This window comes from Portibacter marinus, assembly GCF_021533195.1.
Lineage (GTDB): Bacteria > Bacteroidota > Bacteroidia > Chitinophagales > Saprospiraceae > Portibacter > Portibacter marinus.
On sequence record NZ_JAJNKB010000003.1, the window covers coordinates 705,909 to 718,656 of the forward strand.

General features: G+C 40.1%; 13 protein-coding genes and 1 tRNA gene. 5 read left to right on the forward strand and 9 right to left on the reverse strand.

Translation table 11 applies throughout. The annotated features are described in order from the left end of the window. The first annotated feature begins 3 nt into the window (after positions 1-3). Positions 4-582, forward strand: coding sequence for a YdeI/OmpD-associated family protein (locus L2567_RS10680; RefSeq protein ID WP_235297756.1), 579 nt, complete (start codon positions 4-6; stop codon positions 580-582). A gap of 159 nt (positions 583-741) precedes the next feature. Here the strand turns inward: L2567_RS10680 and L2567_RS10685 are convergent. After that, positions 742-814, reverse strand: a tRNA-Phe gene (locus tag L2567_RS10685). 66 nt (positions 815-880) lie between these two features. Here L2567_RS10685 and L2567_RS10690 point away from each other — a divergent pair. From L2567_RS10690 to L2567_RS10700, 3 genes are read left to right on the forward strand one after another with little or no spacing between them, the layout of a single operon-like run. Then, positions 881-1,705 (forward strand): M90 metallopeptidase family protein, encoded by an 825-nt coding sequence (locus L2567_RS10690; RefSeq protein WP_235297757.1) that lies wholly within the window; start codon positions 881-883, stop codon positions 1,703-1,705. Next, the gene (locus L2567_RS10695) at positions 1,695-2,177 is read left to right on the forward strand and encodes a methylated-DNA--[protein]-cysteine S-methyltransferase (protein ID WP_235297758.1); all 483 of its coding nucleotides are present in this window, start codon (positions 1,695-1,697) and stop codon (positions 2,175-2,177) included. The genes L2567_RS10690 and L2567_RS10695 overlap by 11 nt, the downstream gene beginning before the upstream one ends. A 5-nt stretch (positions 2,178-2,182) precedes the next feature. Then, the gene (locus tag L2567_RS10700; RefSeq protein WP_235297759.1) at positions 2,183-2,599 is read left to right on the forward strand and encodes a hypothetical protein; all 417 of its coding nucleotides are present in this window, start codon (positions 2,183-2,185) and stop codon (positions 2,597-2,599) included. A 13-nt stretch (positions 2,600-2,612) separates the two neighbouring features. On the opposite strand, the gene L2567_RS10705 is transcribed toward L2567_RS10700, so the two are convergent. The 6 genes from L2567_RS10705 to L2567_RS10730 all read right to left on the reverse strand — a co-directional run bounded on the left by L2567_RS10705 (position 2,613) and on the right by L2567_RS10730 (position 6,840). Further along, a complete protein-coding gene (locus L2567_RS10705; RefSeq protein ID WP_235297760.1) occupies positions 2,613-3,017 on the reverse strand; it encodes a DUF1761 domain-containing protein in 405 nt (134 codons plus the stop codon). A 97-nt stretch (positions 3,018-3,114) separates the two neighbouring features. Then, positions 3,115-4,518 carry a pyridoxal phosphate-dependent decarboxylase family protein gene (locus L2567_RS10710; protein WP_235297761.1) on the reverse strand — a complete coding sequence of 468 codons (1,404 nt, stop codon included), beginning with the start codon at positions 4,516-4,518 and terminating at the stop codon, positions 3,115-3,117. Between the two features lie 81 nt (positions 4,519-4,599). After that, complete coding sequence (locus L2567_RS10715) at positions 4,600-5,016, reverse strand: molybdenum cofactor biosynthesis protein MoaE (protein WP_235297762.1); 417 nt, start codon at positions 5,014-5,016, stop codon at positions 4,600-4,602. Next, positions 5,016-5,258, reverse strand: coding sequence for a molybdopterin converting factor subunit 1 (gene moaD, locus L2567_RS10720; RefSeq protein ID WP_235297763.1), 243 nt, complete (start codon positions 5,256-5,258; stop codon positions 5,016-5,018). Before moaD ends, L2567_RS10715 begins: the two co-directional genes overlap by 1 nt. Further along, positions 5,255-5,659 carry an iron-sulfur cluster assembly scaffold protein gene (locus L2567_RS10725; RefSeq protein WP_235297764.1) on the reverse strand — a complete coding sequence of 135 codons (405 nt, stop codon included), beginning with the start codon at positions 5,657-5,659 and terminating at the stop codon, positions 5,255-5,257. The genes moaD and L2567_RS10725 overlap by 4 nt, the downstream gene beginning before the upstream one ends. Next, on the reverse strand, positions 5,656-6,840 hold the full coding sequence (locus L2567_RS10730) for an aminotransferase class V-fold PLP-dependent enzyme (protein ID WP_235297765.1): 1,185 nt from the start codon (positions 6,838-6,840) through the stop codon (positions 5,656-5,658). Before L2567_RS10730 ends, L2567_RS10725 begins: the two co-directional genes overlap by 4 nt. A gap of 90 nt (positions 6,841-6,930) precedes the next feature. Between L2567_RS10730 and moaA the strand changes: the two genes are divergently transcribed. Next, positions 6,931-7,920, forward strand: coding sequence for a GTP 3',8-cyclase MoaA (gene moaA, locus L2567_RS10735; protein WP_235297766.1), 990 nt, complete (start codon positions 6,931-6,933; stop codon positions 7,918-7,920). Here moaA and L2567_RS10740 read toward each other — a convergent pair. Next, positions 7,907-8,557, reverse strand: a complete 651-nt coding sequence (locus L2567_RS10740) for a haloacid dehalogenase type II (protein ID WP_235297767.1) — start codon at positions 8,555-8,557, stop codon at positions 7,907-7,909. The two genes, moaA and L2567_RS10740, sit on opposite strands and share 14 nt — an antisense overlap. Next, positions 8,557-12,741, reverse strand: coding sequence for a T9SS type A sorting domain-containing protein (locus tag L2567_RS10745; RefSeq protein ID WP_235297768.1), 4,185 nt, complete (start codon positions 12,739-12,741; stop codon positions 8,557-8,559). Before L2567_RS10745 ends, L2567_RS10740 begins: the two co-directional genes overlap by 1 nt. Positions 12,742-12,748 lie beyond the last annotated feature (7 nt).

Below are 12,748 nucleotides of genomic sequence, written 5' to 3' on the forward strand. Positions count from 1 at the left end.
TAAATGAATGAAGTAGATCAATATATTCAAAAGATCAAATCCTGGAAGGAAGAAACCATTTTATTGAGACAAATCTGCCTGGACTGTGGACTGCTCGAGGATTTTAAGTGGATGCATCCTTGCTATACATATGAAGGAAGTAATATTGTATTGATTCATGGCTTTAAAGATTACTTTGCTCTTCTGTTTCACAAAGGTGTCTTGCTAAGGGATACTCAGAATATCCTGATTCAACAAACGGAAAATGTGCAGTCTGCAAGGCAAATCAGATTTACAAGCTTGCCAGAAGTGAAAGAATTGAAAACGGTCATAAAATCCTACATAAAAGAGGCTGTGCAGGTGGAAAAAGACGGTTTAGAAGTAGAAATTAAAAAAACTTCAGAATATGATGTTCCTGAGGAATTAAAGGATGCTTTTGAACATGATTTAGACCTAAAAGATGCATTTAAAAAGTTGACACCTGGTCGTCAAAGAGGTTATTTACTTTACTTTTCACAAGCTAAGCAAGCCGAGACCCGAAAGAGCCGAATAAAGAAATATAGATCGAAGATCTTTGATGTTAAAGGATACAATGAAAGGTAAGTTTATTGGAATGAAGACCCGTTGTAGCCTTTTTCAGCAGCCGCAGCCGCTTCGCGGTACCACAAACAAAAAAAGACCCGTTGTAGCCTTTTTCAGCAGCCGCAGCCGCTTCGCGGTACCACAAACAAAAAAAGACCCGTTTGGGTCTTTTTTTGTTTGTGGTACCTCCAGGAATCGAACCAGGGACACATGGATTTTCAGTCCATTGCTCTACCAACTGAGCTAAGGTACCTCAAATTGGTCTGCAAATTTATGCTCTTTTTTGATACTCCCAAAAAAATATAAATAAATTTACAGCATGAGAGGTATCAGATTTGCTATGTTGCTCGCTCTTCCCTTTATTATCGGGGCTTTGTACACCGGAGTTAAATTAATTTACTTCGAGCAAGATGAATTTCTTTACCCTTTCCTGGCCGTCATCGCCATTGGTTTGGCGATTTTCTTTGCTAAAGAAGAGATCAATTTCTGGTATGATCAGAAATATCCTCCCAAGCTCGACGAACCCATTCGCATTTGGCTTCGCAACTTCTTTCCTTTTTACAGTGCTCTTGAAACCAAAGACCGAGAGCGATTCGAAACCAGACTTGCTTTGTATCTAAATGCACGATCATTCCAATTGATGCTCAAAGAAAGAAAAGATATTCCGGAAGATTTTAAAGCCATTATCGCTGCACATGCCATTCAAATGACCATTGGCCTGGAAGACTATTTGATCGGTGATTATGATCGCATCATATGCTATAACCATCCATTTCCTACTCCTGGTAATCAGTTTCTTCATACCGTTGAAACCCATCTGGAAGATGGAATCATCCTAATTTCCTTAGAACAATTGATGATGGGCATTCGCGAGCCTAAAAAGAATTATAATCTTGCCTATCATGCCTATGCTGAAGCTTTATTGACCATTTACCCGGAATTACAGAAAATTGAGGAATTGGACATCTCTAAAATATTACCTTATGAATTGGATCATGTCCTTAAAATCACGGGCTTTTCCAAAGAGAACATTGGCCTAAAAACACTTCAACTGGTAGCATTTTATGTCAATGGCCCAGATTTTAAAAAATCTTATCCTGAGGCATATCATCAATACGCAAACATCCTGAAATATGTACATTGACCATCTTAATTCCCCGGTAGGACTGATAGAACTGCAAGCTCAAGCTTCAGGCTTACATAAAGTATCCATCGTCAAGGAGGCAAAAGAAAATGTGAATCCCAATTCCATTACTGAGGAAGGAAAGAACCAACTCAGACAGTATTTCAATGGTGAAATCACTACATTCAATCTACCATATCTCTTAGAAAGTGGCTCTGAATTCTACCAAAAGGTTTGGAAAATTTTGCAGAATATACCGTATGGTAAAACTGTAACCTATCTCGACATTGCCAGGCAACTTGGTGATCCAAATGCTACCAGAGCAGTCGGAATGGCTAACGGGAAGAACCCCATCGCTATATGCATCCCATGTCACCGCGTTATCGGCAGTAACGGGTCTCTCACAGGTTACGCTTATGGCACCAAGATCAAAAGGCAGTTACTTTCTCTTGAAAATCCAAAGGAATATGCGATCAATGGAGAGTTGTTCTGATTGGCATGAGTGACTTTAGTATATTACTGAGAATTCAGATAGGCGTAATCCTAATATTCATTTTATTCAAAATATTTCGCTCTAGATTACTATACAACTTCCCATCTGATCACATACAAATATTCCTATATTCTTTTCCGAATTTCTGCGAAGCCATCATTGGCGTAATCTTCCTAACTGTTGCAGGATTGTATATCAATCGCAAATACCAAATCAAAGAAAAATACATCTACATCATGGCAACACTTCTAAGTGCCATTTATGTCATCACACAAGAATATAAAATTCATAACATAGGGGGCAACAATGTCGATGATATCAACGACATATGGTTTTCTCTTGGTGGATTGCTTGCGGGATTAAGCTTAATATTGACATTAAAGCCTAAAACGCGAAACTATACCGGTCATTCAACTCCTTAATCCTTACCTTACTTTATCTCCACAATCCCAATATCAAACCGGCAACAACCACAATCAACACTTGGTATACCGCATCTATAAGAAAGAGCTTGATACTTTTTCTTTGATACAAATAGTTTATTCCAATGGAAGTTGCGATGAAGAATATCCCTACCATTAATCCATGAAACATTCCGTGATGCCATGGCATGTCTTCACCATGACTCGCCACAATAGGCGCGATTCCAAAGGCCATAATAATCATTAATACAAGGCTTGTACCGAAAATAAGTGCCATATTACTGCCTTGAATGTCTTCATCCGTCATGCCGACTTCCTTTTGCCAGGCTTTTCCAAAAAGAATAGGACTATACCATAAAGATCCGATGGCCCATGCTGCTATTCCACCAGCAATGACAGCTAAATAATTAATTTCCATAAGTTAAAAGTTTAGTTAGTATAATGCCCCTGAAGGTCGAGGCTTAACTAAAATAGAAATTATCTTTGGTTAAATATTGAATCGTTCATCTTTTATTTCATAACTCAGAAGCCAAACCCTTTATCTCTTCGATCAAAGCCTTAAAATGATGAAGCTCTACTATAGGATTCATAACTGCTGATCTTAAATAAACGGTATCATCAATAACCGTTTGCACAATGTAAAATTTACCTTCTTCCAATATCCGTTGTCTAATGCTCCGGTTTAGTTCATTGGAGCCGTTATATCTATAGCAAACTATATTGGCCTGCGGTGCAAGTGCTAAAGTAAGATCCGGATCTTTCTGAATCATAGATGCAAACTCTTTGGCCATGTTATAAAGTCTATCGACCACTTCGCCAAAAACCTCTTGACCTACGAACCGAACGATGGCCATTAACTTGATGCTCATCATCAACTTAGTGCATTCAAAAGTACGCTTTCCCGAATTCCACCAATCATACTGCTCAGAAACATCGAATAAATAATCAGCTTTTTGTCTAAAGGTGGCCAAGGTATGGTCCTGGTTTTTGTATAAAACAGCTGTACATAAAGTAGGTGTCATCATCATCTTATGACAATCTATAATGACAGAGTCAGCTCTTTCAATTCCATTGACCAAATGCCGATATTGGTCAGAAAACACCACAGCTCCTCCGTGCGCTCCATCTACATGCAACCATAAATCATGTTGTTCAGCGAAATCAGCCATCGCTTCTATATCATCGTATGATCCAGTAGCTGTGGAGCAAGAACTGGCGACTATGGCAAACACTTTGATACCTTTCTGCCTGGCCTCCTTAAGCTTCAGACCCAACATGTCAATGTTTACTCTGTAGGCATCGTCCACCGGTAATTTTATAATGCCCTCCGCTCCAAGCCCCATGATTCTTACGGCTCTATCGATGCAATAATGCGCCTGTTCAGAAACCATCACACCCAGTTTTAATTCATATGATCCTTTTTCCCACACATCATCCCCAGATTTTATACTTCTGGCCGTAAGCAGAGCCGTTAAATTAGCCAATGTGCCTCCTGAAGTCATAAATCCTGCTGATTCCTTCGTATATCCAATGGCCTTGCAGATCATTTCCGTTGCCATTTTCTCTAATGGATTCGAAGAACCACCCATTTCGTAGACGGCCATTCCGTTGTTCAAGAGATCAGAAACCAATCCTCCAAATGCCGCGATGGGAGCTGGGGTGCTTACTTGGTGACCCAGATACAAAGGACTATGCACGTGTATAGATTCTTTTACTATTTTTTCAAAATATTCCTCGATTCCAGCATCAGAAGCCATGAAATCCTCCCAGGACTGCAAAGCCTTCTCCGGAGATGCGTAAGGATTGGTCTTTATTTTTCCTGTAGAAACTTGACGCAAATAATCACTCAGGAAAGAGATGAGATGTGCTCCCAATTTCTGAAATTGATCGGGATGATAAAGTTGTTGTATTCTATCCATCCTTAAAAGTATGAAAAGACTATCAAGTCAGAAAAATATTAAAGCTTTGTACGATTAAATCTAATTTCTAAGCCCAATGAATCATGGATGTGCCGCAACCCAAACCTCCCCATCTTCAAAATGCTCTTTTTTCCAGATGGGAACGGTTTCTTTGAGGCTGTCAATACAATACTCACAAGCTCGAAAGGCCGCTTTGCGATGGGCAGAGGCTACAGCAATCACCACTGGAATCTCGCCAATTTCAAGTTGGCCTACTCTGTGATGAATGACAATGTGTTTTACTTCAAACTTACTGAGTGCACGCTCGGCAATTTTGTGCATCTCCTTCTCTGCCATTGGCCCGTATGCCTCGAAATCTAAAAACAGAACTTTCTTAGAGGAAGTGTGATTTCTGACCGTACCAATAAATACAACATGACCTCCAGCCTGATCATCCTCAATCATTTTTTCACATGCTGTGACAGAAAGGGGGTCAATGGTTAATTTGACGTTGATCATCAGCCTCCGCTTACAGGTGGAATAATAGCAACCTCATCTCTTTCACTGAGAACGAAAGAGTCTTCCTGGTATTCTTGATTTACCGCAATATCAAACTTGGCCAATTTCTTAAAATCGGGATATTCTTCAGATAATTTGTGTTTCAGATCCTGGATACGCATGTCCGATTGTATGCTCATTTCGTGTTGAGCATAACCCAAAATATCTCTTGCGATTCCGAAAACCAGTAAATTAATTTTCATGATGGCAAATTTAGCAAATATTTCAGCATAGCATTCCATGACAGCTTGATGCAATCATGTCTCCCCTTAAAATGATCAGGATTTCTGAAGATGAGTAAAAGCTCTTCCTCAATTTGACCACCTCCTTCTATCCCTTTAATAAATTTTTTGATTGAATGAATGGCTTCTTCGTTGGACTTGCCTTCTAAGAACTTAATCATTAAGGATGTAGATGCCTTCGAGATGGCACAACCAAAACCATGAAAAAATATTTCTTCACCTAGGAAAAGATCATATCGATCGCCACATAATGGATTATAAGCCCTGATCGACTCTTCAATATCTATTCTCTTGTCAAAATGATAAGGATTTTTGGCTTCCACCAATAACTGCTCCTGGTACATTTTATTCAGTCTGCTCATGAAAAGAACGATTTCATTTCCTTAATGGCATGCATGATAGAATCTACTTCTTGATCTCTATTGTATATGGAGAAAGAAAACCGCACACACGCTTGAATTCCATACTTTTTCATGATCAGCTGTGTACAATGGTGACCTGCTCTCACTGCAATATTTTTCGTGTTTAAAAAACTAGCTGCATCGTGGGGGTGAATGTCCCCGAAGGTCACTGAAACTATTCCAGCTGTATCCTGCCCCTTTCCCAGACAGTCGAAACCTTCCGCTTCTAATCTAGCTCGAAGTGTCTTCGCCAGTCTGCTTACATTTTGACGACATTGACCTAAATCCACCTCAGATATAAAACGAACAGCCTCTTTTAATCCGGCAATTTGCGCTATAGGTGGTGTTCCTGCTTCGAACCTGGTCACATCCTCTTTATATTCAGATTTTAAAGTTTCCACCTCTGTCACCATTCCTCCGCCAAAATGGAAAGGTGGCAATTCATTCAGCAGCTTTTTCTTTGCCAAAAGAATGCCCACACCAGTAGGACCAAACATCTTATGACCGCCAAAAATATAGGCGTCTGCATCTGAATTTTGGATCAGGTCAATATGAATGGCACATGATTGAGCAGCATCTACTAAAAACCAGGCATTTCGATTTCCGATGATTTTTCTCACTCTTTTCAAATCGTTGATGGTGCCCAATGTGTTGGAAATATGCACCATCGAAACTATTCTAGTGCTATCGTCCATCAGCTTTTCCATCTGTTCATAGTCCAACGTTCCCTCATCCGTCATCCCTACCAATCTTAATTCAGCTCCTGTGCGCTGACACAATTCTTGCCAAGGAACCAGATTGGAATGATGCTCCATTTCAGTCACAATTATATTTGACCTACTGTCTATCTGATTTTCAAGGCTCATGGCCAATTTATTGAAACCATCTGTAGTTCCATGGGTAAATATACAGGTCTCTTTTTGGTAAAACTCGCAGATTTCTTGACGCGTATCACGATAAATTTGATCAGACTGATTTCCCAGGTCATAAACAGCCCGATGGACATTGGCATTCATTTCCCGGTAGTATTGGCTAATGGCTTCGATCACCGCTGCAGGTTTTTGTGTCGTAGATGCATTATCCGTAAAGATCAGATCAGGATGTGCTTTGAAAATTGGGAAATTATTTTTGATCGCAAACATTGTTAATGATAAATATAAACAAATAGCAAGGAATTTGTTTCCTTATCAATTCGTTGTATTTTATTTACATTTAATACTGAAAACTACTGAATGCTTATAGACCGCCATCATAGAGTCGCTGATTATTTGAGAATCGCCGTTACTGATCGCTGCAATCTCAGATGCACCTATTGTATGCCGGAACAGGGCATTCAATATGTTCCTCGAGAAGAAGTTTTGTCCTGGGAAGAGCTGCTCAGAATTTCTAGAATATTTGCTGATCTTGGTATTTCCAAAGTAAGAATCACAGGTGGTGAGCCCCTCTTAAGAAGGGATATTATGTTTTTCATCCAAGGATTGGCAGAGATTTCGGGTATAAACAAAATTAATCTTACTACCAATGGAACGGTGACTGAAAAATACCTTGATGATCTCTGGAAATATGGTGTTCGTACCATCAATTTAAGTTTGGATACCCTGGATAAGGCTAAGTTTAAGAAGATTACAAGGAGGGATGAATTTGATACCGTTATTCGATGTTTTGGTCGAATGATTAAAATGGGGTTCAGAGTGAAAATCAATTGCGTGGTGATGTCAGGTGTCAATGATGATGAAATTGAATCATTTGTCAGGTTGACTGAAAATCTACCTGTTTCGGTAAGGTTTATTGAAGAAATGCCTTTTAATGGTGAAGGTAAAGAAGAAGGTCATCTCGAATGGAGTTACATTAAAATCCTCCAACACATTAAAGACAAATTTGAAGCTGTCGAAAAGCTCGAAGATCCTCAGAATTCAACCGCCTACAACTACACGGTAAAAGATTACAAGGGATCTTTTGGAGTAATCGCTGCATACAGCAGAACATTTTGTGGAAGCTGTAATCGCATTCGATTGACTCCTCAGGGAAGCATCAAAACCTGCTTGTATGATAGTGGTATTTTTAACATCAAACAATTATTACGAGCTGGTGCGACTGATCAGGAATTAGCCTTTGCTATTCAGGAAGCAGTATCTGGAAAAGCCAAGGATGGATTTCAGGCAGAACTGCTTAGAAGCAATGGTAAGCCTGTAAGTGAAAGTATGAGTACTATAGGAGGTTAACTATTTCCTCCAAACTTTCCACTACATAATCTGGTGTATCTACCAAGGTATCGAAGATCCTTTTTTCTCTATTGACCCATACCGTTGAATAGCCAAACATGGAAGCACCTGTGATATCCCAACTATTAGAAGAAACGAAAAGAATGTTAGTAGGTCCAATATTATAATGCGAAGTCACCAGCCTATACAACTGAGGTGATACTTTAAAGCACTGTACATCAGAGGCAGAAAAAATCGCATCTATTCTTTGATCGATGTGGTTCGCTGAAACGGCATTTTGCAGCACTGCTTTCACTCCATTGGAAAGAATACAGGCTGTAAAATCATTATTTTCCAATAAATGCTTAGCATCATCAAAAAGAATGGGATGCCTGTAAATATCCATCAAAATTGGACTGACTTTTTCAGAATCAATGTCAAATGTTTGACAGGAAAACTTCAATGCCTTATTGATAATTGTATCGAAATCATGCCATTGGCTAGCCAAACTGGTTAACCATGAGTACTCCAGCAACTTTCGTCTCCAGGTATCAAAAAAATTTGTTTTTATATCACCTAGAATAGAATCTAATTCATCATTATCGACATTTAGTTTAAAAAGCGTACCGTACGCATCAAATATGACAATGGGCTTCATTATTTCAATAGCAGAAACTTTTTGGTAACAATCGAATGATCCCCTTTCAGTTTGACGACGTAAATACCGGAAGACAATTCTTCTAAGTCTGATATCACGATACTTTTACCACTTACCCGCGAACTTAAATATCGTGCTCCGTTTGAATGATATATATCTACCTGTGAGAACTTGTTTTCCGTTCCATCCCACGCTAAGGTTAAAGCATGGGTCACTGGATTGGGGTAAAGGTCTACCTCGTCAGGATTGATCAACTCATCTGTACTGGAAGACATGATGGTGAAATCAATGATTTTTTCACATCCCAAACCATCTTCAATGGTCACAAAGTGATCACCATTGTTCAAATCATTTACTGAGGAAGCCTCAATACTCCCATTGAATACTATGGTAAAGGGACCTGTTCCACCAATAATTTCAACATTGACGTCATTTCCATTAATTTGTAAATCCACTTCATATCCAATGTCTGACTCAATTTCTATGGTTCCCTGTGAACTACATCCATTGTCATCGACAATCGTTAATGTATAGGTTCCCGCTTTAGTGTAGTCTGCATTCAAGACATCTGAAGTAAATCCATCAGGGCCCACCCAGGAAAATTCACCATCAAAGGCATTCGTCTGGACATTAAATGTGGCATTGCCATCATCACAATCTATAGATCCCGGTGATAAAAGTATGTCTGGTCTTCTGATATCCAAAACCACCTGCACTGTTGAAAAGACGACGCAATTGCCGGCACTGGTCACTGTAAACGTATAGGTGCCTGCTATATCTACGGTAGGATTAGGTTCCGAAGTCTCAAAGCCATTCGGACCTTCCCATTTAATGGTTGCATCAACTGAAGAGGTAGACCCCATTAGTGTAACATTTTGATTGAGACAATTAATGGTTCCACCAGTGGCACTAATAGATGGAAGATCCGGATCTCCTAATACTTCTGTTGAATCCACTGCAAGACATCCATTATCTGCAATGACTGTAAGAAAATATTTTCCGGTAACACTGACCGTTGGGTTTTTTTCTCCAGAAAAGTAATTATCGGGACCTGTCCACTGATAAGTCACATCTTCCAAATTAGATTCTCCCATTAAAGCGATCGAATTCTCTGTACAAGTCAAAGTACCACCAGTGGCAGAGGCGGTAGGTATTTCAGTATCACTTTCAACAGTAATTTCTACTGTAGCAGAACAACCATTTTCTGCAGTTGCAGTAAGAGTATAGACCCCTGGAAGAGTAATTTCAGGAGATGAATCATTAGAAGTAAATCCATCGGGACCCGTCCAAGCATATGATGTCAGAATGGACAAGGAATTAACTGTGGGTTGAATAAAGCTTTCCTCGCAACTTAAATTGGGTGCAGAAATTTCTAAATCCGGAGGCATGGTATTGTCCAATACTTCCACTTGTGTACTTCCCGAACATCCATCCGCATTGGTACCGATCACAGAATAATTGCCTGGAGTCATCACTTGAATGGTTGCACCTTCCTGAGTAAACCCATTGGGACCAGACCATATGTAATCCAGGTTTTCTTGCGACGCGCTAACACTTAATTCGATCGAAGTATTATTGCAATCTATAGTCCCACCTTCCAGCGTTAATATCGGTGCATCCTCTCCGGAAACTACTTCAACATCCACTGTGGCAGTACATCCATTTTCTCCTGTAACTTGTAAAGTATAAGTCCCTAGAGCTACAGCCACTGGATTGGCAAAACTGGCCATGAATCCATTGGGGCCAGTCCATAGATACGATACATTAGGAGTTGTAGAAGAGCCCATCAATACTCCTCCGGGTGAATCACAAGTAAGTACCGCTCCTTCCGCACTGACATTTGGGATTTCTAAATTACTCATGATCAAAAAAGTCTCGGAACTTGTACATCCATTGTCGCCGGTCACTGTTACATTGTACGTTCCTTCATTTACCAGTTCGACTGTATTAGCTGCCGAGGTGAAACCTCCCGGACCTTCCCACAGAACATCTCCCTCTAACTCATACAGGAGTGAAGTAATTGCACAGTTCAATTCACCGTCTCCAACATTGACCACGGGTTCCTCATTATCCGCTATGACTTCTACATCTATATTGGTGACGCAACCATTGCTTCCTTCTATAGAAACTGTATAGGTTCCAGCTCCTGCTACCACTGGATTTTGTTGTGATGAATTAAAACCACTAGGACCTGTCCATGAATAGGATACACCTGAAGTTGTAGAGCTTGCCGACAATTGGACAGTGGTGTCATCGCAAGTCAATGTACCTCCATCTGCTGATCCTTGAGGTACATCATTATCGGCAGTCACAGTTGCTGTTGCACTTGCGGTACATCCTCCCGCGGTGCTGACAATTAAGGTATAGGTTCCAATGCTGGAGACCATTGGATTTTGGACATTCGAGGTAAATCCGCCGGGGCCGCTCCATGAATAGGTAACGCCTGCTGAAGTGGATGCACCCATAATCTGTACTTGGCTGGCAGAACAACTTAATGTAGCTCCTGTAGCACTGGCATTAGGCGGATCTTCGAAATTGATGGTAATGGCATCTTCAAAACAGCATCCATTCACGGTGGTCACTGTCAAAGTATAAGTACCTGAGTTGCTGATGGTAATGGATTGAGAAGTAGCACCAGTGGACCACTGATAAGACTCCCCGATATTCCCCGGATTGATATTGTAGTTGCTGCCTTCACATGCACTGACAGTGCCTCCTAAATCGAAAGAGAAATCACTTAACACAGTAACTTTCCAGCTCCCTGTTGCTTCATTGCCAAAATCGTCAGTTGCTGTCCAGGAATATTCGTGTACTTCTGCTTCAATTCCTAATCCACATCCACCCATAGAAACCGAAGATGCCGCTGTTAAGGCTGGCGAACCGTCACAATTATCAGAAACAGTCGGTGAAGGAATGGCAGGAAAGTTATCGTCACACCCAATGGTGACATTGGGCGGTATATTGGTCAAAAGTGGTGGTTGTTCGTCAACAATGGTTATTTCTGTAAAACAATTGGCGGTATTCCCATTATGATCTGACGCAATATATTCAAAAGTGTAGATATCTAATTCTGCATTGAAGTTATTACTACCTCCCTGTGTTACCATAAATGTATTGCTTGTCGGGCTTCCAAGCTGTGTGGTTTTAATAACTAATTCATCATAGTCACAATTGTCAGAAGCCGTCGGGTGATTGATATTGAAACTGGCTTCACACAAATTGTTTGCTGTATTAACTGTAAAATCAGGGGGACAGGTGCCAATGGTAGGGGGAGCATCAATTTGATTAACAGTGTTACAACCGAAGGCATTACCACTAATATTCAGAGGGGAAGGGTTGCTATTTATCACCGGTAGGAAACTACAACAATCTGAAAGATTGGGGTTATTACGTATGGTCGCTTGCTCGGAGGAAGTAATGTTGGGATGCGCGTCGTATGCTTTCAAAAGTGAATTATTAGAAACATTAAATCGATTCCATATCGTCCCAGTGGATCCTTGCGTTGGCTTGACTGTCTTCAGTGAATTAAAGCCAGTAACTTCTACCAAACCATTATTATTGTCAATGTTAAACCACCCAATATTCTCCAAACTATTAAAACCATTGATAACAGGAGAGCTTGAGCTTAAAATTTCAACCACAGGTGAAAACGTTACATTATTAAAGCCACTGTAATCCTTTATTCCAACGTCCCCAACTACGTCTAAACCTGAACCCATATATGTCAAATTGATCAGCGCATTGACTTCTGTGAGTTTTGGGCAATTGCTGATCACCAGAAAATCTTCAATCCTTTTTAAGGTAAATCTACCATTATAAATCGTGCTTAGATTTTGACAATTGGTAATATTAAATCTACCTCCTATAGTACCAATTCCATCTAATCCTTCAAGTGTAGTTAATGAATTACAATTGAGGACAGATACACTGCCAGTCACTTTTGCACCCCCATTTAATCCACCGTTAAATATGGGTTCTAGTGAAGTGATGGGAATGGTTCCATCATCATCAATAATCAAATCTCCGGTAATGGAACTGCATGAGAAGCTATTAACATCTTTTTGTGTTCTAAGCGTGATGGGCCCACATGCGGATTGAGCAGCTATAGAGTATACTGTCAACAGTAAAAGACCAATAAAAATAGATCGAAAAATAGGTGGATTCATATGGCTGTATGTTTTCATTAGGGTA

Coding starts and splice junctions, on each gene's coding strand:
- L2567_RS10680 (WP_235297756.1), top strand. CDS start 4: ATGAATGAAGTAGATCAATATATTCAAAAGATCAAATCCTGGAAGGAA.
- L2567_RS10690 (WP_235297757.1), top strand. CDS start 881: ATGAGAGGTATCAGATTTGCTATGTTGCTCGCTCTTCCCTTTATTATC.
- L2567_RS10695 (WP_235297758.1), top strand. CDS start 1,695: ATGTACATTGACCATCTTAATTCCCCGGTAGGACTGATAGAACTGCAA.
- L2567_RS10700 (WP_235297759.1), top strand. CDS start 2,183: ATGAGTGACTTTAGTATATTACTGAGAATTCAGATAGGCGTAATCCTA.
- L2567_RS10705 (WP_235297760.1), bottom strand. CDS start 3,017: ATGGAAATTAATTATTTAGCTGTCATTGCTGGTGGAATAGCAGCATGG.
- L2567_RS10710 (WP_235297761.1), bottom strand. CDS start 4,518: ATGGATAGAATACAACAACTTTATCATCCCGATCAATTTCAGAAATTG.
- L2567_RS10715 (WP_235297762.1), bottom strand. CDS start 5,016: ATGATCAACGTCAAATTAACCATTGACCCCCTTTCTGTCACAGCATGT.
- moaD (WP_235297763.1), bottom strand. CDS start 5,258: ATGAAAATTAATTTACTGGTTTTCGGAATCGCAAGAGATATTTTGGGT.
- L2567_RS10725 (WP_235297764.1), bottom strand. CDS start 5,659: ATGAGCAGACTGAATAAAATGTACCAGGAGCAGTTATTGGTGGAAGCC.
- L2567_RS10730 (WP_235297765.1), bottom strand. CDS start 6,840: ATGTTTGCGATCAAAAATAATTTCCCAATTTTCAAAGCACATCCTGAT.
- moaA (WP_235297766.1), top strand. CDS start 6,931: ATGCTTATAGACCGCCATCATAGAGTCGCTGATTATTTGAGAATCGCC.
- L2567_RS10740 (WP_235297767.1), bottom strand. CDS start 8,557: ATGAAGCCCATTGTCATATTTGATGCGTACGGTACGCTTTTTAAACTA.
- L2567_RS10745 (WP_235297768.1), bottom strand. CDS start 12,741: ATGAAAACATACAGCCATATGAATCCACCTATTTTTCGATCTATTTTT.